Below are 21,977 nucleotides of genomic sequence, written 5' to 3' on the forward strand. Positions count from 1 at the left end.
CGACAGTAAAAATATGCCGGTTCAACAACCAAATAAGTTTTCGAATAAGTTTCGGGAGATATTATCAACACTACATGCTTTCTTTCATGGTAATCCGCCAGCCATTATTGGTGGCTTGCTTATCTCGATGGTATTGATTGGCGCACTAATGGCTCCGGTGCTAGCCACCCATGAGCCAACTAAACGTGTTGCTAGACCGCATGTTGCACCGAATGCCGAGCATATACTGGGTACAACACGAAGTGGCCGTGATGTGTATAGCCAAGTGCTTTACGGTGCAAGGAAATCACTGACCGTAGCCCTCTCTGCAGGCATTATAGCGATGACTTTGGCCGTAGCTATTGGTGTCACATCGGGTTATATGGGCGGCAAAGTGGATGAGTGGCTTAACTTCATTACCAATGTTTTTTTGGTGTTCCCTCAGCTCCCCTTGCTGATTGTACTGGCAGCATTTTTGGGGCAGGTAGGTTCGCTGGTTATCACAATATTACTCGGGGTAACATCCTGGCCTTGGGGAGCACGGGTAATACGTTCGCAAACTATGGCGATACGAAATAAGGAGTTTATTATTTCCGCGGAAGTTATGGGGGAGTCAAAGTTACGTATCATTCTTGTCGAAATTTTGCCGAATCTTATTTCAATTGTATTTGGTGGCTTTCTTGGTACCGTGATTTACGCAATGGGATCGGAAGCTGGCTTGGGTATTCTCGGCTTGGGTGATGCTACTGAAGTCAGCTGGGGCTCAATGTTGTATTGGGCGCAAACATCATCGGCACTGTATACCGGCGCCTGGTGGGAGATGATTGTTCCTGCGGCTGCACTTGCTATTACAGGTGGTTCATTAGCCCTTATTAATATGTCGATTGATCAGGTAAGCAATCCGAAACTTAAAACAGGTCCGCACATGAAGTTGTGGAAGAAACTTAAAAGAGAAGCAGATCAACGCCGAGGTTTATTATGAGAGACGCACTACTAGAGATTAATAACCTTTGTGTCGACTATGTTTCTCCCAATGGAGTAGCACGTGCTGTCAACAACGTCAGCTTGACTATCGCCCCTGGTGAAACTCTGGGTATCGCCGGTGAATCGGGCTGCGGTAAAAGTACCTTGGCTTTTGCCATATCACGTTTACATAAAGCTCCTGCGCTTATTTCGGAAGGCGAGATCCTATATAAAGGCCGTGACGTTTTAAAAATGTCGGACAAAGAGTTACGAGACTATCGCTGGAAAGATGTCTCTGTGGTGTTCCAGAGCGCAATGAACTCCCTCAACCCGGTGATCACCATTGGTGAGCAGTTGGTTGATGTCATTATTGCGCATAAGAAAGTCCGTTATGACGAAGCCTACCAAAAGGCGGTCGAGCTATTGGCCATTGTCGGTATTCACGGTGACCGAATGGCGAGTTTTCCCCATCAGTTGAGCGGTGGCATGAGGCAGCGCGTGGTTATTGCTGTAGCACTGGCACTTGAGCCTAAGCTGATCATCATGGATGAGCCGACAACTGCACTCGATGTGGTCGTGGAACGGGAGATCCTGAATGAGCTATATGACTTAAAAACTAAGTTTGGTTTCTCAATACTCTTTATCAGTCACGACCTGAGTTTAATGGGAGAGATTGCAGACCGAATTGGTGTGATGTATGCGGGTAACCTGATCGAGATTGGTGACGCTGAAACGGTATTTGGCAAGCCATCACATCCCTATACGCAAGGATTGATCGCCTCGTTTCCGACTATTCATGGGCCGAAAGAGCGCCTATATGGTATACCGGGTAACCCGGTTGATCTGCTTCGGATACCTCAAGGCTGTAATTTCCAAGAGCGTTGTAGCCAGTGTATGGCGGAATGTAAAAAGCGTGAACCTGAACTGATCAAACTCAATGATCGTCATCAAGCGGCCTGTCACCGACTATAAGGAATAAATGATGGATACTATAGAGAAGAAAGAGGTTGTACTCTCTGTACGAAATATGATCAAGGACTTTCCTATTGGTCAGTCAGGTGGAAAAAAACAGTACATGCGAGCCGTGAATGATGTCTCCTTCGATTTATGCAAAGGCGAAGCATTGGCGATTGTTGGCGAGTCTGGTTCGGGCAAAAGTACCGGTGCACGTATATTAACACGCATCTATGATCAGACTGACGGTTCTATCTATTTTAAGGGGCAGCCTCTACACGAATATACCGAAGAGCATGGTAGCCTTGAGTATGCACGCCAGGTTCAAATGATTTTCCAGGACCCATTTGGATCACTAAACCCGGTACACAACATTTATCATCACATTGCCAGGCCGTTACTTATTCATAAACGAGCCGGAAAAGAAGTGGTAACCAAGTTGGTTTATGAGTTACTGGAAATGGTAGGTCTAAACCCGGCGGTAGAAACAGCAGAGAAATACCCGCATCAGTTGAGTGGTGGACAAAGGCAGCGTGTTGCAATCGCACGTGCAATTGCAGTTTCTCCAGAAGTGATTCTGGCGGATGAGCCAATTTCGATGCTCGATGTGTCGGTAAGGCTTGGTATCTTGAATTTGATGTCAGATTTGAAAGACAAGCATGGTATCTCATTCATGTACATTACGCATGATATTGCCACTGCCCGGTATTTTGCTGAGAAGACGGCTGTAATGTATGTCGGGCATATGGTCGAGTGGGGCAACAGCGATAAGGTTACTCAAACGCCACAGCATCCGTATACCCAGCTGTTACTTTCAGCAGTACCCGAGCCTGGAAAGGGGGGCAGGCGTGAGCTGAGTGCCAAGAAAGGTGAAATTCCGTTATGGAAGCCAGATAGCCATGGTTGTCCATTTGCGATGCGCTGCCCTAAGGCAACAGAACGATGCGCCAAGTCTCTGCCAGCAATTACGCAGATTGCAGACGATCACTTTATCCGATGTCATCACATTTAGTTTCATAACCGTTTTGGGTTTTATCGCGCTTTTAAGAAAGCGCTTTCAATAGTTTTGGTTCAATATCATGGCAAAAAAAATTAATAAACCATCGAGCGATATTACAGGTAAATTCGTCACATTGGATGGCGAGAAATACTATGTGATTGAAAATGTCGATCATATGGCTCCTTTTTTCATTAGTGTTGTTTCGGCAAGTGATCACTGGCTCTTTATCTCATCGACAGGCAGTTTATCCGCTGGCCGGGTAAAGCCTGAAAATGCCTTATTTCCATATAAGTCGGTGGATTATATTCATGAGAGTGCTGAAAATACCGGCAGCAAGACCATTATCAGAGTGACTACTGATAATGAGGTGAAATTGTGGGAACCGTTTAATGTTCATCATGATGGCCTTTATCAGATCCAGCGCAATCTCTACAAAAATGCCGCGGGTGATAAAATTATTTTTGAAGAAGTGAATAATGATTTGTCGCTGACTTTCAAATATCAATGGTGCACCTGTGACCAATATGGCTTTGTCAGAACATCGACCTTGAAAAATAATTCATCACAGTCTGTTAATTTAGATCTCATTGACGGTATGCAAAATATCTTACCTTCAGGTGCCCCTTTGTCTGCATTGCAGGATCGCAGTGCGCTGGTGGACGCTTACAAGTGGAATGAATTAGTACCGGAGACTGTACTGGCAACATACAGTATGTATGCAAAGCTCAGTGATCGCGCCGAACCGGCAGAATCATTACGTGCGACGACGGTGTTTAGTATTGCCGATGAGTGCGATGCAATTTTACTTTCGAGTGAGCAGCTGAATACTTTCCGTCATGGCGGAGATATTGAAAATGAAACGTTGCGACGTGGATTACGCGGGGCTTACTTGATTCACAAACAATGTGAGCTGGGTGCCGAAGAAGAGAGCACTTGGCAGATCATTGCTGATATCGATCAGACTCATTCGGATATCGTTGCTCTAAAACAAAGCCTAATGACGGTCAAAGCCGTTGAAAGTGATATCAACCGCTCTATCAAAGAGAACCATAAAGATCTCATGATGCTAATGGCGGGTAGCGATGCCTGGCAGAAAACCGCGGAAGAGGAGACAACGGTTCATCATTATGCCAACGTTCTATTTAATAATATGCGTGGCGGTGTGGTGGCTGATCAGTACTGGGTTGAGAAAAAAGACTTTGTACAGACACTGATAAATTCCAATAAGACCGTTGCATCACGAAATGCTGCTTTCCTTTCTGGTTTGCCCGACCGTATCGGTTATGAGGCACTGATTGCTTTAGCTGTTGAGAAAGGTGACAAGCAGTTGCTGCGCCTTTGCTATGAGTACCTGCCATTAACGTTTGGTCGTCGTCATGGTGATCCGAGTCGACCTTGGAACCATTTCGAAATTAAAGTAAAAGATACCGATGGTGAACGATTACTGTCATACCAGGGAAACTGGCGTGATATTTTCCAGAACTGGGAAGCACTTGCTGTAAGTTATCCTAACTTTATCAAGTCGTTTATCGCTAAGTTTGTCAATGCTTCGACCGTTGATGGTTATAACCCATACCGAATTACCAAAGACGGTGTTGACTGGGAAATTTTAGACCCGGAAGACGCATGGAGTAATATTGGTTATTGGGGCGACCACCAGATTATTTATTTGCTGAAGTTTTTAGAGCTGTCAACGAAATATCAGCCACAGGAGCTGAATACGTTACTGAACAGTGAAATTTTCAGCTATGCGAATGTGCCTTATGAAATTAAGGCTGTGGATAAGTTATTTAATGATCCTAAAAACACGGTTGAATTTAACCAGAATAAACAAGATTTCATTGATGATATGGTTACAGCGTTAGGCAGTGATGGACGATTATTGCTGAATGCTAATAACGATGTTTATTTGGTTAACTTGACTGAAAAGCTCATGGTGCCTTTGCTGGCAAAATTAGGCAACCTTGTTATTGATGGCGGTATTTGGCTCAATACTCAACGTCCAGAGTGGAACGATGCCAACAATGCGATTGTTGGTAATGGGTTGTCGATGGTTACGCTGTATTATATGCGTCGCTATGTTGCCTTCCTGCAAAACTTGTTGAAAGACAATACAGCGAGTATTGAGTTGTCATCGGAATTGGTTGACTGGATTGTTGCGACAACACAGAGCCTCAATGACGCCAAAATCGAACTGAAACAGAAAAGTATTACCCGACAAACCCGAAAATCGTTATTGAGTAAATTGGCCAGTGCCGCGAGTGATTACCGTACGGCTATTTATGAAAATGGCGGATTCTCTGGGAAAACAAATATTGATTGCGAGTTTATCAATAGCCTTCTTGAGGTCAGTTTGACGGTGATTGATGAAGGTATCGGTGCTAACCGACGTAAAGATGGTTTGTATAATGCCTATAACATCATCAACTATTCATCTGAAACAGCAAGTGTAAATGAGTTATATCCGATGCTGGAAGGGCAGGTTGCGGTATTGAGCTCGGGGATCTTAACGCCAGAGCAAGCGGTGGATTTACTCGATAAACTTTATGACAGCGAAATGTTCCGGGCTGACCAACAAAGCTTTATGCTCTACCCCGATCGAGAACTAACGAGCTTCAGCGATAAAAACAAGCTTGATGCTTCACGCATATATGGTAATGCGCTGCTTAGACAAATGGCACACAATGGTGATCACCGTTTGATTGAGCCTGATGCTGATGGTTTTTACCATTTCAATGCAAGCTTTGAGAATGCGGTTTTCTTGTCAGCAGCACTCAGTGATGTTGTGAAGAATTACAAGGGTGTTGATCACGAGACGATTTCGGATGTGTTGAACTGCTACGAAGAAGTTTTTAATCATCAGGCGTTCACTGGGCGTTCTGGAACGATGTTTGGTTATGAAGGACTGGGTTGTATCTACTGGCACATGGTATCCAAGCTATTACTTGCTGTTCAAGAAAATTATTTGGCGGCATGGGAAAAAGCCCCGAACTCTGCAGCAACGAAAAAACTGGCTGAATACTATTACAAAGTGCGAGCAGGGATTGGCTTTAACAAGACGCCGGAGAATTATGGCGCATTCCCGACGGACCCTTATTCGCATACACCGAAACATGCCGGTGCTCAGCAACCGGGCATGACAGGGCAGGTAAAAGAAGAGATCTTAACTCGCTTTGGTGAACTAGGGCTGAATATTGAAGATGGTGTTATATATTTTAAACCATCATTATTAAGAAAATCAGAGTTTTTGTCAGCGACTGCTCGCTTTGATTTCATAAATATTGGAAATGAAAATCAGACAATTATCCTGCCTGAAAAGACACTGGCGTTCACTTACTGTCAGGTACCGATCGTTTATCGAGTTTTGCAAGAGGGTGAAGGTCAGGTTGAAGTAACACTCAGTAATAATGAGGCTGTTCATTTTCCGACGATGGCACTTGATCGTGAATTAACCCGTCATTTGTTTGATAGAACAGGTGTAGTTAAGGAAATTACCGTGTCAATTCCATCAGCTTTGTTAATGGCTTAATTGCTACAGGAGTGAATGTGAATACTCATCTATTAGAGATGTCTGAATATGATGAGGTGGGTTACTCTCCGTTGATTGATTTTCAATCATGGAGAGTAGCGATACTGAATTATATTGATGAGTTAGAAGCTGACAGAATTGATAATTTCCAGTGTCATAACGAAACTGATGAGGTCTTTGTATTATTGTCTGGAAAGTGCATTTTGTTTTGTGCAGAAGTTGATGATAACAACAATATTATTAATATTGCCACTTGGGATATGGAGCCAAACAAAGCCTACAATATTAAGCGTGGTGTCTATCATACACATACACTTAGTGAAGAAGGCAAAGTGCTGATTGTAGAAAACAGTGATACCAGTGATTGTAATTCCCCCAAGATAATTATCGATGACACTATTCGAGATAGGTTAGTGAAATTAACCGCAGGGCTGTGGGTGTAATTTCTTCATTATTAAGTAAAGGCAGTTCAGCTGCCTTTTTTTGGATTTATCTATGTGCAAAAAACTACCATATTATGAAGACTGGCCAGCAGTGAAGTCCTCAGTGCCGTTTGATTCACAGCAAGAGTATGAGATTGATCAAATATTGCAGCAGATGACCCTTGAAGAAAAAGTGGGCCAGATGATCCAGCCAGACCTTCGAGCTATTACAGTTGATGACTTAAAGCAGTATAAGCTAGGTTCAATGCTGAATGGTGGCGGGGCGTGGCCGCAAGAAAACCGATATGCAACCAGTGAGGAATGGGCGGCGGTTGCTGATAGTTTCTGGCAGGCTAGTGAAGAAACCTTCAGTGAACGGCCGTTTAGAATTCCGTTCATGTGGGCTACCGATGCTGTACATGGCCATAACAATGTATTTATGGCGACGGTGTTCCCTCATAATATCGGTTTGGGGGCGGCAAATGACCCAGATCTTGTCAGAAAGATTGGGCATATCACCGCGACAGAGATTGCCTCGACAGGATTGGATTGGACATTTGCACCTACTGTCACGATACCAAGGCATTATAACTGGGGACGCGTTTATGAAGGCTACTCAGAAGACCCCGAAGTGGTATGGCAATATGCAGGAAAAATGATAGAAGGACTTCAGGGAACAGCCAGTGATTTAAGAGGAGATCAAAAGGTTCTGGCAACGGTCAAGCACTGGATTGGTGACGGTGGGACAGAAGAAGGCGTTGATCGCGGCGCCAATAAATACTCGGAACTTGACCTGATAAATATCCACGGCCCGGGTTATTTCAGCGCACTTGAGGCGGGAGCCCAAACGGTAATGGCTTCATTCAATAGTTGGGAAAATCGGGCCAACTACGATCATGGAGAAGGGAAGTGTGCAGGTAGTGGTGAATATAATTATAAAATTCATGGCAGCCGATACCTATTGACCGATGTGCTTAAAGATAAAATGGGCTTCGATGGCCTAGTTGTTACCGACTGGAGCGGGCATGCAGAGGTCACTGGCTGCACGAATAAGAATGCCAATTATGCCGTAAATGCAGGTATTGATATTTTGATGGTGCCGGAAAGAGAGGAATGGCAGGCAGTTTATTATAATTTGATTGGTGGTGTGCAGTCGGACGAGGTTTCCCAAGCACGTGTTGATGATGCTGTTCGTAGGATACTAAGGGTGAAAAAGCGGGCGGGGCTATGGGAAAAACCAAGCCCGTTAGCGCGCTCTTTAGCTGGCGAGCAAAGTATCCTCGGAGCACCAAAGCATCGGGAAGTTGCCCGTGAGGCCGTACGAAAATCGTTGGTCCTGCTAAAGAATAACGCCGGTCTTCTTCCATTGTCACGGCAACAGAAAATCTTACTGGCAGGTAGTGCCGCGGATGATATTCAAAAGCAGGCCGGGGGCTGGAGCTTAACCTGGCAAGGGACCGAAACCACCAAGACAGATTTCCCCGGCTCGACAACATTTAAAGATGCGCTAGAACAGGTAGTCGGTGTCGAAAATGTTAGTCTTTTCAGTGAAGAGTCACATGAAAAAGAAACTGATATTGATACAGCGATTGTTGTTATCGGTGAGTCGCCTTATGCTGAAATGTGTGGTGATTTGAAATACTGGGAGTCTCTGGAGTTTGCGTCACTAAGCCGCGGCTATAAGCAAGATCATGATACAGTGATCAGGCTCAAGCAGCTGGGCTATAAGGTGATCACCGTGTTCTTTTCCGGGCGTCCGCTGTATGTAAATAATGAAATTAACCACTCTGATGCTTTTGTAGCAGCTTGGCTGCCTGGTTCAGAGGCGGTTGGCATTACTGATGTGCTCTTTACTGACGAATTTGGGGCAATCAATTTCGATTTTTCCGGGAGGCTGACCTTCAGCTGGCCAAACAAGAAATACTCGAAGGCTATAAACCGGAGTAGAGCTGGGCAGACTCATCCATACTGTGAGCTGAGTATTACAGGGGAGCATAAACCATTATTTAGTTATGGTTATGGACTTTCTTATAGCGATCAGTCTGAAAGCGTTAATTCAGACTTGAACAATGACTGTGTACCGCTGGATATATCGGAATCATTATTTAAGAAAGACGACTCGGTATCCTCTTTGTTTGGTGTTGATGCTGATACGGAATGTCGGTTATTGGCCTACTGCCCGGTAAGCGGGGAAGAGGTAGAAGTCTCATCTAACTCCCGAACGACTGTTAATGGCGCAACAATAAGCCCAGTCAACTATAAGCATCAACAGGATGCACGACGTTTTCAGGTTGAGCCGGGACACTCACTGACTGTTACAATTGAACTGGGCAGTGATGATGTGTTCAGCCTTTCTGATAATGATTACTTAGAGCTTGATATGTGTGTCCGGCAATATCATCAACAAGCCTCCTTGGCATTTGCTGTAGATACTTTTCATCAATCTGCTCTGGAGAAATGGCATTTCTCTCCGGCAGGGCAATGGAAAACCGTGAAGCTTTATGGCAAGGATGTGCTGAAAGAGCGTAATTGTGGAAATAATATTCGCCGTCCATTTGTTATCCATTGTACAGGCGAGTGTGAACTTGATATTGGCCGAATAGCTTGGGTGCGCGCCTGAACGTAACATTCAATGATTTAAACATACGGTAAGTAATTAGTAATAAGGTAGAGTGTGAGACATATTTCTGATTTTATAGAGCAGCTTCGCATAGCAAAGCTTCCTTTTAGTATATGGGTATACTCCGATGAAGGGCAGTATGAAAAATTTAAAAACTATTCGGTAGGAAAATTTATTACTCAGCTGGATGAAGCGATTGAAAAACATCTAGAAGTGATTATTAAATTGGATTCTGATAGCGATAATGCCTATTTATTAATAGCTGAATCCTCTCTTGCTGTGCCAATTAATTTTAATAACGGTCAGTATCTCTCGATGAAAAGTTTATGATATTTTTCAGTTATAAACTGTAGGTGTGATTTAATGAATGAAACCAAAACATTAATAGCATCAAACCCGGCAGCTTTGAGTGCATTCTTGGAAAATAAACTTGAGCAGGAATATTATATTTACTGCCAATTTAATTCTGATTCCTTTCCATGGACGGTGAGTACTAGAAAGGTGAAGGCGTTAACTTTTCAAGATAAAGTCGTAGGGAGCGAAGCTGATACTGTTTGTTCTTATATAAAAAGTGGCTTAGATGTAAGGAAGCCTTTCTTGAAGTAGACAAGTAAACTGAATGATGGGGAAGAGTATTCCCCATCACTCTATTTTTAGGGGGTAATTTTTTTTACCGAGTCTCTAATGATAAGTTCAGGTGTTAGTTTGTCTTTTAGCAGGTACGAGTCGTTGTTGAGAAGTGATAGCACAGCTTTGGCTGCCTCAATTCCCATCTCCCGCACAGGGAAGTTAATGGTTGTGAGCCTTGGGCGGATATGCTGACTATAGGTATCATTATCGAAACCAACAATCGAGAGATCCTGACCGACGGTGATATTCCTTTCGCTACATACATCATAGGTGGCTAAGGCAATATTATCGTTTTGACAGAATATCGCAGTAATTTCGCTGTCTCGGTCAAGCAAGCGTCTTACCGCTTCGTGATTACCTTCGTGATCAAAGCGCCCTTCAACGATCAAGTTAGCGTCATACTTAATCCCAAACTCTGCAAGGGCGTTTCGGTATCCCTGTAGGCGGTCACGGCTATCAATTTTGCTTAGCTGACCAGTAATACAGGCAATTTTAGTATGCCCGTACTCAAGTAAGTGCTTAGTTGCAAGGTATCCCCCCAGTTCATTATCGATGCAAATGCATTTATCCGATAACTCTGGAATGTAACGGTTGAGGATAATCGTCGATGTTGTTTGCTTAGCTACTTTGATAATTTCATCATCTGATAACTTGTCAGAGTGAATGATTAGTCCATCGACTTGCTTTGACTGAAGAAAACGAATGGAGTCGGCTTCTTTATCATGTGATTCCTGGCCGCTGGTGACGATTAAATGCAGGTTTTTTTTGCGAACTGTGTCTTCAGCTGTATGCATCAGCGGGCCATAGAAAGGGCCGTCAAGAGAGCCGACAAGCATACCAATGCTATTTGAACGGCTGGATGCCAATGCTTGAGCAAAAGCATTCGGCTTATACCCCAGTTCTTCAATCGCGGCAAAGACCTTCGCTTTATTGGATTCTTTGACAGTTGGGTGTCCATTTAAGGCTCTGGAAACTGTTGATTGTGAAACTTGAGCAAGTTCAGATACTTCTTTTATGGTGATCAACGGGACTTCCTTACAATGAATGGATAAGAGGTTGTTGCCTATCTAGTTTAGATACACTCGATACTGAGTTAATTGGGTGGTATTTTACCTCTGCAACTGTTGGGAACATAGGCTCTATATTAGTAATTTTGAGCTATATAACACTTTTAGCAAGCGCTTTCTTTTTTGAGTTCGGTGAACCTGTGATTAAAAGTGTATGTATATCAGCATCTTGATTATATTCGGTTGATAGAGGCTCTTTTAGACTGGCTCATTTACGGATATCGTCCTCGTGCCTGCCAAAGTATTGACTTGACGTTTTCCGTCAGTATTTATTTTTTCTCCTTATATTAATAGCTTAGATTAGATTGTGGTCTGTTTTACGAGCTCGGGCTTACTACGGTACCGGGGTGATAATGTAATGTACACGTTAGAGCGCTTTCTTTATTCTCTTGGTTTAAGTTTCCTGGACGCCGATACAGTAGGTAATTTTTCAGTGTGTTACTCCTTATGACTGCTAGCTTTACCTATTTAGTGTCAAAGTAGAGTGGGTGGCTTATTTGGTGATGATATTTTTATTCTCTGTTATGCATATTCTGGTCGATGTTAATACTCCATGCCTCATTATTAATTTCTTTTAAAATCATAATGTTGATTGCTAATTTTGATTGTTTTGTGATTTTTGTCTCATTTTGTTGTGGATTTATATTCTTGTTGACAGTGTGAGCTTGATCTTGTGAAAGCGCTTCCTTTGGTGATTGTGATCACTTTATCCTCAGAATTTTGCTCTTATAATCGCTTTCAAAGGTGGTTGGCGAGTTAATTAATAAGTTGTGGCTATTAATTTGGCGTTAATGACGGAAAATCCCTACTTAATTTTATCTTTGTGACTATTTTTTTGCCATTTGAAGAAAGCGCTTTCTTTTGGCTGTTTATGGACAATTAATAATAATTCTTGGAGTTAGAATGAAATTATCAAACCTTACGCTTGCATGCCTATTAGCAACATCAACTTTATCTGTATCCCATTTTGCTAATGCTGAAACAGACGATTTCGCATTCACTGGATATGCTCGTTACGGTATGCATTATGCGGATAATGGTAATGATTATGTAAGTGCAGACGGTCAGTTGGCGGGAAATGCTGCAGGTCGTTTAGGTAATGAAACAAATGGTGGTGAATTCCAGTTTTCTAAAGGCTTTGATGGGGCTAATGGTACCAAGTGGGACATTGTTCTGATGATGGAAAACTGGTGGAAGCAAGATGGCGAATACGGTGATATTGCGCTGAAGAAGTTCTATGCTGGTGCCTATAATGTTTTTGCTTCCCAGCCTGACGCCTATATTTGGGCGGGTCGAGATTTTCACCAGCGTCCACAGCAGGGGCTGAATGACTACTTCTTCATGACCCATGATGGTCAGGGCGGTGGTATTAAAAATCTTGACCTTGGCGGGGCTAAACTTAATGTTGCATTTGTTGCTCAAACTGCAGGTGAAGGTACTGGTGATAATGGTGACTATGCACTGACAACAAAATTGCATGATATTCGTTTGGCAGACAGTATCAGTATGGATATCTTTGCAAACTACGGTTTGTCATCTGATAAGTCTGTTGATGCCGATAAAGATGGTGCTTTCCAAGTTGGTACAATCTTTAACTTCAACGGTAATAAATTAAGTCTTCGCTATGCTGACAACACCGATAATTCTGTTTTCAATAAAACAGATGACTTAACAACCCTCTATGCTAGCTTCGAGGGTACTTCGTCTCTAAGCGACCGGACTGCGATTGAGTATCAGGCTGCTTATCATGACTACGACAGTGCTGATGATGCAGTTGACCGTTCTAACTACAGTGTCATTGTGCGTCCGACTCATTCCTGGAATGATATTCACTCTACATGGTTAGAAGCGGGTTACTCATTGGTTGACTATGACAATGCAGATGAAAACTCGGCGTGGAAGGTAACCTTGTCACAAAATATTTCCATTGGTAAAAATACTTGGGATCGTCCAATGCTCCGCTTCTACGCAACAGTAGGTGATGCCGATAATAAAGTTGCAGGCGACGGTTCAGCGAATACTGGTGATACTACTCGTGACACATTTGCCGTTGGCGCAATGTGGGAAGCTTGGTGGTAAGCATTAATTAAATTCTGGTTTATAGCAGTCGTATTTGTACGGCTGCTTATTTTTAATAATTAAATGGATTTATATCATGCTTCATAATAAAAAAATATTGCCATGCTTAATTGCACTTGCACTAATTTCTGGTTGCAATGATTCAGATAATAGTTCTTCAAGTAATCCTGATAACGGAAATAATAGTGGTTCGGATTTAATTCAGTCTAAAGTCCCCTATTTTGGTGACTGGCCCACGATTAAAAGTGCTGTAGAGAAAAACGAGGCCATTGAAAGCAAAATTGTTGAAATTTTGGCTCAGATGACTCTCGAAGAAAAAGTCGGTCAGATGATCCAGCCTAACTTGTTAGAGGTAACGCCGGAAGAGGCAAAACAATATAAATTGGGTTCGTTATTAAATGGTGGCGGTGCCTGGCCCGATGAAAATAAATATTCTACAGCAGAGGACTGGGCAAAAGAGTCAGACAAATACTGGCTCGCACTAGAAGAGGCCTATGCAGACCGAGGCTTCAAAATTCCTTTCATGTGGGCAACCGATGCGGTTCATGGCCACAACAACGTTTACAAGGCTACGGTTTTCCCACATAACATTGGATTAGGTGCGGCCAATAATCCTGATTTGATTTATGAAATTGGTAAGGCTACTGCTGAAGAAATTGCAGCTACCGGGCTTGACTGGACATTTGCTCCAACGGTGGCTTCGCCACGCGATTATCGTTGGGGGCGGGTCTACGAAGGGTATTCGGAAGACCCTGAAATCATTTACCAATACGCCGGCAAGATGGTTGAAGGCATTCAGGGCGGGGCTGAAGGTCTAGCGGGTGAGCGCAATGTTATTTCTAATGTGAAGCACTGGGTTGGTGATGGCGGTACTAAAGATGGTGTTGACCGTGGCGAGAACTACTACACAGAAGAGTACCTGAGAAATATCCATGCGACGGGGTATTTTGCCGGGTTGAATGCTGGTGCGCAGGTAGTGATGTCATCATTTAACTCCTGGCATAACAATGCCAATTATGATCAGAATGAGGGCGGAGATTACAATAAGAAACTGCATGGCAGTAAGTATCTGATCACCGATGTGCTCAAGATCAAAATGGGCTTTGATGGCATTGTTGTTACCGACTGGAACGGCCAGGGTGAGATTAATGGCTGTAGCGCCTCAAATTGTCCGGCGGCGGTTAATGCCGGTAACGATGTGTTTATGGTTACCGCAAATAGCGACTGGAAGGGATTCTACAATAATGTAATAGCTCAGGTTACCGATGGCACGATTCCGATGGCACGAATAGACGATGCTGTTAGCCGTATCCTGCGAGTAAAACTGCGTGCTAATTTGTGGGAAAAACCAATGCCGTCTGAGCGGACATTAGCTGGACAGCAAGAATTGTTAGGTTCTGCTGAGCACCGTGCACTAGCACGAGAAGCGGTTAGCCAGTCACTGGTATTGCTAAAAAATGAAGGCAGTATTTTACCTTTATCCAAAGACCAGAAGATCCTGATTGCGGGTAGTGCTGTTAATGATATTCAGAAGCAGACAGGTGGCTGGTCGCTGACCTGGCAGGGCAATGAAAACACCATTGAAGATGACTTTCCGGGTGCGACAACCATGCAAATGGCACTGGAGGGTGTTGTGGGTGCCGAAAATATCATCACAGATCTTAGTGACGCAACGGAAAATACAGTTGCCGTTGTTGTAATCGGTGAAGATCCTTATGCCGAAATGTTTGGTGATATAAAATCTAACAAGACTCTCGAGTTCTCATCTATTAAAGCGTCATACAAAGATGATTTGGATAAAATCAAAGAGCTTAAGGATGCTGGCCTGAAAGTCGTGACGGTGTTCTATTCCGGCAGACCGCTTTATGTGAACGAAGAAATTAATAATTCGGATAGCTTCATTGCAGCATGGCTACCAGGTACCGAAGCAGGTGGTATTACCGATGTCTTGTTCAATAAGGACGGTAAGGACTTTACCGGCCGCCTGTCTTATTCATGGCCGATGAAAAAATGTTCGACCACCATTAACCGTGTTGCACCGAATATCGCCGATTACGTAACACCTGCAGCGGAGCAAGATATCACCGGCGAGCACAAGCCATTATTCCCTTACGGCTACGGTCTGTCTTACAGCTCACCGGAGACGCCGGAGAATGACTTAAACAGTCTTTCTCTTGATCCTCGAGATTATGGCTGTGGCCAAGACGCCCCGGATAATGGTGTCGCAACATCCAACCTGGAAATTTTTGGTGCGAAGTCGGCCGGAGAGTTTGTCGCTCGTATTGGCGGTGCAGCAAATGGCTGGGCTGGTCTTGATGTCTCAAATGGTAGCGTAACCTCAATCGGCGGTTTAGCAACAACACCAATCAACTATCAGCATCAGCAGGATGCTATTAATGTCTCCTTCGATGGAACGGATGTTGCCCAGGTATATATTCAAACCGAGAACGAGAAAGCAGTTGACAAGAATGCTTATGCTAATGCTGACTCCACACTGCAGTTTGATATAAAAATGATCAAGGCACCAACAGCAGACGTTACGCTGGCGATGCATTGTGAGTGGCCATGTCTTGGTGATATCAAGGTCAACGATGTGCTACCTGCGGTGTCTAGTGAATGGACAACCATGAAGTTTGCGCTCAGTTGCTTTGCCGAGGAAGGGATGGAGTACTCAATGCTCAATACACCTTTCCTGCTGACAACAATGGGTGAAATGGAGTTTGATTTAGGCGAAATTCGTTTTGTACCGCGTAGTTTGGATGCTGCTAGCGATGAAGTTGATTGTGCCGCATTAGCTGTACCTGCTTTGCCGGCTTTAGATGAGGCTGTCTCTTATATCTGGAGCGATACCTGGAACCCGAGTGTTGGCGTGTGGAGCGCACATACAGGCAGTGATTGGAGCCCTGCACCGGAACACGTTTCAACCACAACGGAAGTTGATGGTGATGGGGCGACGGTTGTGAATGTCTCTTATAATGTGGCAAGCCCTGCAGATGACAAAGCGGTTATTTTCTTGGCTGGTGAAACGCAGAATTTAACGAATTATGCCGATGCGGGCAGGCTGGAGTTTGATCTGCTAGTTACCTCCTATGGTGAAAACGTTGATGGTCTAGTGATCAAGATGGAATCTTCGGAGGAAAACGCAGGTAGTCCGGATTATTTCCTTGAAAATATACCTACAGGTACATGGACTGCTATTTCAGTATCAGTCAGTGATTTAGATATTGGTGATATTGTAGAAACGGTAGATAAACCTTTTTCTATTTTACCAGCATGGGGCAACTCGCAAGCGGGTGTGGAATTTAGTTTTAAAAATGTTCGATTAGTTAAGTAAATAACTTGGCGGAAGGAAATTCGCCTCCTTCCGCCTTTTTACTTTGGCCGATCTTTTTATATCTAAACCACCAGATAAGTGTTTTTAACTGACTGGTGGCTTAGTTTTTCATGCCTGCTATCGCTTGATGGAAATCAGAACAAATATGAAAAAGAAACGACAAACCTCGGTAATAAAGCGTATGTATGCCGGGTTTGCATTAATGACGGCACTACTTGTCGCGACAGTCGTATTGATGTTAGACGGTGCTGCCCGTATTCATAACCAATTAGACTCTGTAACTTCGGATGCTTTTCCGCTTGTCTCGCTGGCCAACCAAACCAGTGTCAACCTATTAGCCGCAGATAAACTATTTAAAGATTTTCTTACCAGCCAAAATGTTGAACGAATGCAAGGCTACGAAGAAAAATTTATTTCGGCACATCAAGATTTTAGCTCTGCGCTTAAGCAGCTATCTGTAATATCAAAAGATAATTCAGTGTTAAGTAATCAGCTTACGGCATTGCTTGCGCTGGAAGAGCGTTACTTCTCAGAATCCCATAAAGCAATGGAAAATTATCGTGCCCAGTTAAACGCTCAGCAGGAGAGACAAAAAGCCGTTCGCCGTTTTCAACAGCTACAGACGGAACTTAGGGTGGGCATGAAGGAATATATCAACAAGCAAGATAATGTTGCGGTTAAGTTGATGGCAAAAAGCTACTTTATCAAGCTCAAGCAAACAGAAACGATCACCTCAGATGCACTAGCCAGCAATGATATAGAAATAATCACCAAAGCGCTGAAGGATAATAAGCGAAGTGTTACCCGACTTAACTACGCCTATAAAGGCCTGGTTGCTCAACTACCTTCACTCAAAGAGGCGTTTGATCATTCTGTCGAGCAGTTTACTCGGGATATTGGTAAAAAAGGGGGCGTACTTGATCAGCATTTCAATTACGTTGAAGCTGGCCAGCGCCTATATGCCAATATTTCAAAATTAGCTAGCGAAGTCGACCAAGCCATGCGGATTTTAGATACTTTCCATGATGAAGCTGAGCAGTTGATGGATGAAGCAATTGAAAGCGCAAATGAGAGCTATGAGAATGGGCATACCCAGGCTATTTCAATGGGGATATTGGTTAGTATCTTTGCCGTATTTCTTGGTTTATTACTGGCACGTAATGTTCGGAAGCCATTGGTTTCAATGCTTTCAACGCTTGAGGCGTTAACTGATGGTGATATGACGCAGCGAGTGGACGACAATATGTTTACTGAGTTCAATCAACTTAGTCATCATATCAATACATTAGCATCCAACCTGCAAGATATTTTGCGCAAACTCAGTGTGGCCTCAGGCAATTTGGCTCAGGTTGCGGCGCAGAACCAGACTGCAACTACAGAATCTCAAACCCGCTTGAATGATCAGCGCCAGCAAACTGTATCGGTTGCTACAGCGATGACGGAAATGGAGCAATCAGTCAAGGATGTAGCCAATAGTGCCCAGTGCTCCATGGATAAGGTTCATGATGTAGAAGTCGCAGCGCAAACAGGCAGAGAAGTAATGAGTTGCAATATTTCGACGATTCATCAGCTATCGGATCGTCTCGATGAGTCCGTTAAAGTCGTTTCAAAGGTTCAGGATATGAGCCGCGATATTGGCTCGATCCTCGATGTTATTCGCCATATTGCTGATCAAACTAATTTGCTCGCACTGAATGCTGCGATAGAAGCGGCACGTGCTGGTGAGCAGGGACGAGGTTTTGCGGTTGTTGCCGATGAAGTCAGGGTATTGGCAAAGCGTACTACCGATTCAACCGAAGAAATTGAAAACATGATCCACAATTTGCAGGCTAGTTCTGGGCAAGCCTCTTCGGTCATGCAAGGTTGCGTGAGTGAAATGCACAAAAGCATCTTACAGTCATCGAATGCGAATAGCGCAATGGAAGAAATCCAGTCGATCATTATAGAGATCAGCCAAATGAGCAGCCATATTGCTCAAGCCGCCGAAGAACAAAGTACAACATCGAACTCGATTGCACGGAGCCTTGAGGAAATTAGCCATATTGCTGATGCCAACTATTTGTCGATGGAGCAGGTTGCTGAGGTGAGTGGGAAGTTAGATGAACTGGCTAATCAACAAAATGACCTGGTGCATCGGTTTAAAGTGTCGTGAATCACTATGTCTTGAATGTAGTTATTTCATAGAGAATTGATATTTGGGTTATACCAATTGTTACCTTGGAGTGTTGATGAAATTATATCAGACGGCGAAGGGCACTGATTTTAAATTATCAGAAGTGCCAGTGGATAAATTATGTGAAGGATACCAGCATGAGGCTAATACGACTTATACTGATGCTGGCGAGCTGTTTATCGTCTACTTGGATGATAGAAAAACATTCCAAGAGTGGGAAGGCTTTGGTGGGGCTTTTACCGAAGCGGCAGCTAATGTACTTAATCGCATGGGTGTCGAAAATCAGAAGAAAATGATGGAAGCGTATTTTCATCCGGTGAAGGGGATTGGGTATAACTTCTGCCGCACACATATTAATAGCTGCGATTTTTCGCTTGGAAATTGGGCCTGTTGTGAGACAGAAGATCCTGAACTGAAAGGCTTCAACCTGAAACGTGACAAGCAGCAAATTATCCCGATGATCCACTGGGCTAAGGAACTGGCGAATGAGGATATCACTATCTTTTCCTCTCCTTGGAGTCCGCCGGCGTGGATGAAAACCAATGGTGAGATGAATAACGGCGGTAAACTAAAGCAAGAGCACCGTCAGGCATGGGCCTTGTATTACTGCAAATACATTAAGGCGATGCAAGACGAAGGTGTGACGGTCAGTGCGATTACGATTCAGAATGAACCGGCGGCTACTCAAGTCTGGGATTCTTGTATATATACCGCAGAAGAAGAGCGTGATTTTGTCCGTGATTATCTAGGGCCAACGCTCGAAGACGAAGGCCTGGGGCATATCAAGATAGTTTGCTGGGATCATAATCGTGCCGAAGCCTTTGATCGCGCACGGAAGATGTTCGATGATCTCGAAGCTGCCGAGTATGTTTATGGCATCGGTATTCATTGGTATATGGGTGATAACTACGACAATCTAAAGCTGGTAAATGATATTTACCCAGATAAGAAGATATGGTTTACCGAAGGGTGCCAAGAATTCGGCCCACACATCGGTGAGTGGGGAGTAGGAGAGCGCTATGCGCACTCAATGATCAATGATATTAACCATAATACCAGTGCTTGGTGTGACTGGAATCTATTTCTTGATGAGACTGGCGGGCCAAACCATGTGCAGAACCTATGTAGTGCACCGGTTATCGGTGATACCTTCAATGACGAGGTTATTTTAAATCCGTCTTACTATTACTTTGGCCACTTCTCGAAGTTCATTAAGCGAGGAGCGCGTCGGGTTGCCGTTGCGACTACGACAGATGATCTTGAAGCAACAGCTTTTGTAAACCCAAATGGCGAAAAGGTACTGGTGATAATGAATCGCCTTGACCGAGAAGTGGTCTATGCACTGAATAATCTGGAGCGGGGATGTTATGTAAAAATGCCGGCACGCTCTATTCAGACCCTGATTATTGATTAATAGCGCCTTAAGTGACCAGGAGAGAGCGCAAGACTGATTATTTCACAACCTTCCGCTGCTTTTTACTTGAACATATGATGGTGTTAAGTGATTAAAGTCTTTTATAACAGTGAATTAGTTGTGTGCTGGGTCGTTTGTTTGGACTGAAATAAAGGCGGTTTTAAGTAAGCGCTTTCCGGTAAAAGTAAAAGTTAAGGCTACATCTATAGCCTTAACTTTGACTTCTACTTACTTAAGTTTTTACGTTCAGAGCAGATCAAACCGTACCACTGTGCGTCGATACAAATACCTTTAATGGTTTTATCACTGCTGACAACTTCACAGCGGTGGGTGACTTGCTTTAGTTTACATGCCTGTTGTATGTCTTTTAGACTTGGTTCAGGGCTTTGTGCTGCCATTGCTTGTGGCAACAATAAGAGTAAAGCAACAGACGTTGAAATAAACCACTTCATATGCACCTCTTTTATTATGGTTGCGACTATATTCAATTTTAATTCTAGGCTCAGTTTCGTTAATTGCATAACTATGCAGTCGTTTATTTTTTCTGAGGTCAAAGTAAAATTCATGTACGAGTTGGTTGAGCCTTAACCTTTCTTTTAAAATCAAACTCTAAATAACTTATGTGGACTTCGCCCAGTAAATATCAGACACAGTTAAGATTACTGGGAGTGGTATCTCAGAAGCCGTTAATTACAGTGCAGAGGTAAACAGACGAGTCCAGCATAGAGCTTGACGTTCTGCTGCTATATCGGATGATAGGCATATATTTCCTGAGCGTTGTGAATTCGAGTAAAAATGAAGGTAATTATTATCGTCTATCGCTAGCGTGTTTTCTTAATGGATAACATGAGCCCCTTTGCAATAGGGTGGGGGCGAACTTTACAGGCTCTCATACTGTAGTTTTATTTGTTATTGTGTTGAGGTGGTCAATATTCTCCCTACTAATTTTCAATCAGCTTCTTGTTTCTAGTTTTATTTTTTGATGTCTTCACCAAAAATCATTTGGGTTGCTATTTTGAAGCAAAGTATTTCATCACTATAGGCTTTATTTGATGCTGGGGATTATTAGGTGAACATAATGTAAAATCATATTTATTATGCAGGGGGAGTAATGAATGCATCGCGTTTTATATTTAACTTGAAAATTATTATTTGTTAGTTAAATGTTTTATACGAGAGTTTAAATAATGGACTATCTTATTAAGGATTCTTGTTGTCAATTATCAAGAATCTAAGAGAGGCTATTGTGAGAATTATATTAGGTACATTGGTAGGCTATATGCTGTTTGGCTGTACAGCTTTTTCAGAACAATCGCAGTTCGCTCAGAAAAATGAATGGTATGAAGTTGGAGTGGTTGATGGAAAGAATGGTCATTATCAGCGTTCTGAAACTGAGCTGGATGAGTTTGGTACCCTAGATAATATGGCTTATGATCAGTATAAACAGGGGTATAGTGTTGGGGTTGAAGAGTTCTGCCGTCCTGAAAAAACCTATGAGTATGGAGAGCGCGGTATTAGGTATAAAGGCCAATGTGTTAGCACGTCACAAGGTGATATAGCCATAGAGAAATGGCAGGAAGGTTATGATGCCTATATGCTAGAAATTACGTCTGTTTATATTGATGAATATTCTGATTTCTTTTAATCAACAATAAGTAACAGCCGACCAAGGGATCACCTCCGCACAAGATATTGCCACCAGATTTATTAAATATGGTGCTATTATATCATTTCAATGTTGGTGCTATAAAACGGTTAGCATTGCGATGATTGGAGTAGAGGTTTATTCATTTTTGTATGGAAATAAAAACGA

Annotated in this window: 15 protein-coding genes; 13 read left to right on the plus strand and 2 right to left on the minus strand. The window is 43.2% G+C overall.

The window, feature by feature from the left end:
• Positions 1 to 13 precede the first annotated feature (13 nt).
• From MD588_RS10130 to MD588_RS10165, 8 genes are all read left to right on the plus strand, one after another.
• Positions 14 to 961 carry an ABC transporter permease gene (locus MD588_RS10130; protein WP_265697188.1) on the plus strand — a complete coding sequence of 316 codons (948 nt, stop codon included), beginning with the start codon at positions 14 to 16 and terminating at the stop codon, positions 959 to 961.
• Positions 958 to 1,914, plus strand: coding sequence for an ABC transporter ATP-binding protein (locus MD588_RS10135; RefSeq protein WP_265697060.1), 957 nt, complete (start codon positions 958 to 960; stop codon positions 1,912 to 1,914). Before MD588_RS10130 ends, MD588_RS10135 begins: the two co-directional genes overlap by 4 nt.
• Positions 1,915 to 1,924: 10 nt before the next feature.
• Positions 1,925 to 2,908 (plus strand): ABC transporter ATP-binding protein, encoded by a 984-nt coding sequence (locus MD588_RS10140; RefSeq protein WP_265697061.1) that lies wholly within the window; start codon positions 1,925 to 1,927, stop codon positions 2,906 to 2,908.
• A gap of 67 nt (positions 2,909 to 2,975) precedes the next feature.
• Positions 2,976 to 6,425: a hypothetical protein gene (locus MD588_RS10145; protein ID WP_265697062.1), complete on the plus strand. Its 3,450-nt coding sequence runs from the start codon at positions 2,976 to 2,978 to the stop codon at positions 6,423 to 6,425.
• A gap of 17 nt (positions 6,426 to 6,442) precedes the next feature.
• Entirely contained in the window at positions 6,443 to 6,868 is a 426-nt protein-coding gene (locus MD588_RS10150; protein ID WP_265697064.1) for a hypothetical protein, read from the plus strand.
• A 52-nt stretch (positions 6,869 to 6,920) separates the two neighbouring features.
• On the plus strand, positions 6,921 to 9,467 hold the full coding sequence (locus tag MD588_RS10155; RefSeq protein WP_265697066.1) for a glycoside hydrolase family 3 protein: 2,547 nt from the start codon (positions 6,921 to 6,923) through the stop codon (positions 9,465 to 9,467).
• 54 nt (positions 9,468 to 9,521) lie between these two features.
• Positions 9,522 to 9,797: a hypothetical protein gene (locus tag MD588_RS10160; RefSeq protein ID WP_265697067.1), complete on the plus strand. Its 276-nt coding sequence runs from the start codon at positions 9,522 to 9,524 to the stop codon at positions 9,795 to 9,797.
• A 33-nt stretch (positions 9,798 to 9,830) separates the two neighbouring features.
• Positions 9,831 to 10,073 carry a hypothetical protein gene (locus MD588_RS10165; RefSeq protein WP_265697068.1) on the plus strand — a complete coding sequence of 81 codons (243 nt, stop codon included), beginning with the start codon at positions 9,831 to 9,833 and terminating at the stop codon, positions 10,071 to 10,073.
• Positions 10,074 to 10,120: 47 nt separating this feature from the next.
• Here MD588_RS10165 and MD588_RS10170 read toward each other — a convergent pair whose 3' ends face one another.
• Positions 10,121 to 11,122 (minus strand): LacI family DNA-binding transcriptional regulator, encoded by a 1,002-nt coding sequence (locus MD588_RS10170; RefSeq protein WP_265697069.1) that lies wholly within the window; start codon positions 11,120 to 11,122, stop codon positions 10,121 to 10,123.
• Positions 11,123 to 12,067: 945 nt separating this feature from the next.
• Between MD588_RS10170 and MD588_RS10175 the strand changes: the two genes are divergently transcribed.
• From MD588_RS10175 to MD588_RS10190, 4 genes are all read left to right on the plus strand, one after another.
• Entirely contained in the window at positions 12,068 to 13,243 is a 1,176-nt protein-coding gene (locus tag MD588_RS10175; RefSeq protein WP_265697070.1) for a carbohydrate porin, read from the plus strand.
• Positions 13,244 to 13,319: 76 nt separating this feature from the next.
• On the plus strand, positions 13,320 to 16,577 hold the full coding sequence (locus tag MD588_RS10180; RefSeq protein ID WP_265697071.1) for a glycoside hydrolase family 3 protein: 3,258 nt from the start codon (positions 13,320 to 13,322) through the stop codon (positions 16,575 to 16,577).
• Positions 16,578 to 16,722: 145 nt separating this feature from the next.
• A complete protein-coding gene (locus MD588_RS10185; RefSeq protein ID WP_265697072.1) occupies positions 16,723 to 18,729 on the plus strand; it encodes a methyl-accepting chemotaxis protein in 2,007 nt (668 codons plus the stop codon).
• A gap of 76 nt (positions 18,730 to 18,805) precedes the next feature.
• Positions 18,806 to 20,164, plus strand: coding sequence for a glycoside hydrolase family 30 protein (locus MD588_RS10190; protein WP_265697074.1), 1,359 nt, complete (start codon positions 18,806 to 18,808; stop codon positions 20,162 to 20,164).
• Positions 20,165 to 20,388: 224 nt separating this feature from the next.
• Here the strand turns inward: MD588_RS10190 and MD588_RS10195 are convergent, their stop codons facing one another.
• Positions 20,389 to 20,616 carry a hypothetical protein gene (locus tag MD588_RS10195; RefSeq protein ID WP_265697075.1) on the minus strand — a complete coding sequence of 76 codons (228 nt, stop codon included), beginning with the start codon at positions 20,614 to 20,616 and terminating at the stop codon, positions 20,389 to 20,391.
• A gap of 761 nt (positions 20,617 to 21,377) precedes the next feature.
• Between MD588_RS10195 and MD588_RS10200 the strand changes: the two genes are divergently transcribed.
• Positions 21,378 to 21,809, plus strand: a complete 432-nt coding sequence (locus MD588_RS10200) for a DUF2799 domain-containing protein (protein ID WP_265697076.1) — start codon at positions 21,378 to 21,380, stop codon at positions 21,807 to 21,809.
• The last annotated feature ends 168 nt before the right edge of the window (positions 21,810 to 21,977 follow it).

This window comes from Photobacterium obscurum, assembly GCF_026191635.1.
In the GTDB taxonomy this organism is placed as follows: domain Bacteria; phylum Pseudomonadota; class Gammaproteobacteria; order Enterobacterales; family Vibrionaceae; genus Photobacterium; species Photobacterium obscurum.

Bases quoted from the DNA above. Each gene is read 5' to 3' on its own strand.
- MD588_RS10135 (WP_265697060.1), top strand. From the start codon at position 958: ATGAGAGACGCACTACTAGAGATTAATAACCTTTGTGTCGACTATGTT.
- MD588_RS10195 (WP_265697075.1), bottom strand. From the start codon at position 20,616: ATGAAGTGGTTTATTTCAACGTCTGTTGCTTTACTCTTATTGTTGCCA.
- MD588_RS10130 (WP_265697188.1), top strand. From the start codon at position 14: ATGCCGGTTCAACAACCAAATAAGTTTTCGAATAAGTTTCGGGAGATA.
- MD588_RS10180 (WP_265697071.1), top strand. From the start codon at position 13,320: ATGCTTCATAATAAAAAAATATTGCCATGCTTAATTGCACTTGCACTA.
- MD588_RS10190 (WP_265697074.1), top strand. From the start codon at position 18,806: ATGAAATTATATCAGACGGCGAAGGGCACTGATTTTAAATTATCAGAA.
- MD588_RS10155 (WP_265697066.1), top strand. From the start codon at position 6,921: ATGTGCAAAAAACTACCATATTATGAAGACTGGCCAGCAGTGAAGTCC.
- MD588_RS10175 (WP_265697070.1), top strand. From the start codon at position 12,068: ATGAAATTATCAAACCTTACGCTTGCATGCCTATTAGCAACATCAACT.
- MD588_RS10140 (WP_265697061.1), top strand. From the start codon at position 1,925: ATGGATACTATAGAGAAGAAAGAGGTTGTACTCTCTGTACGAAATATG.
- MD588_RS10165 (WP_265697068.1), top strand. From the start codon at position 9,831: ATGAATGAAACCAAAACATTAATAGCATCAAACCCGGCAGCTTTGAGT.
- MD588_RS10185 (WP_265697072.1), top strand. From the start codon at position 16,723: ATGAAAAAGAAACGACAAACCTCGGTAATAAAGCGTATGTATGCCGGG.
- MD588_RS10145 (WP_265697062.1), top strand. From the start codon at position 2,976: ATGGCAAAAAAAATTAATAAACCATCGAGCGATATTACAGGTAAATTC.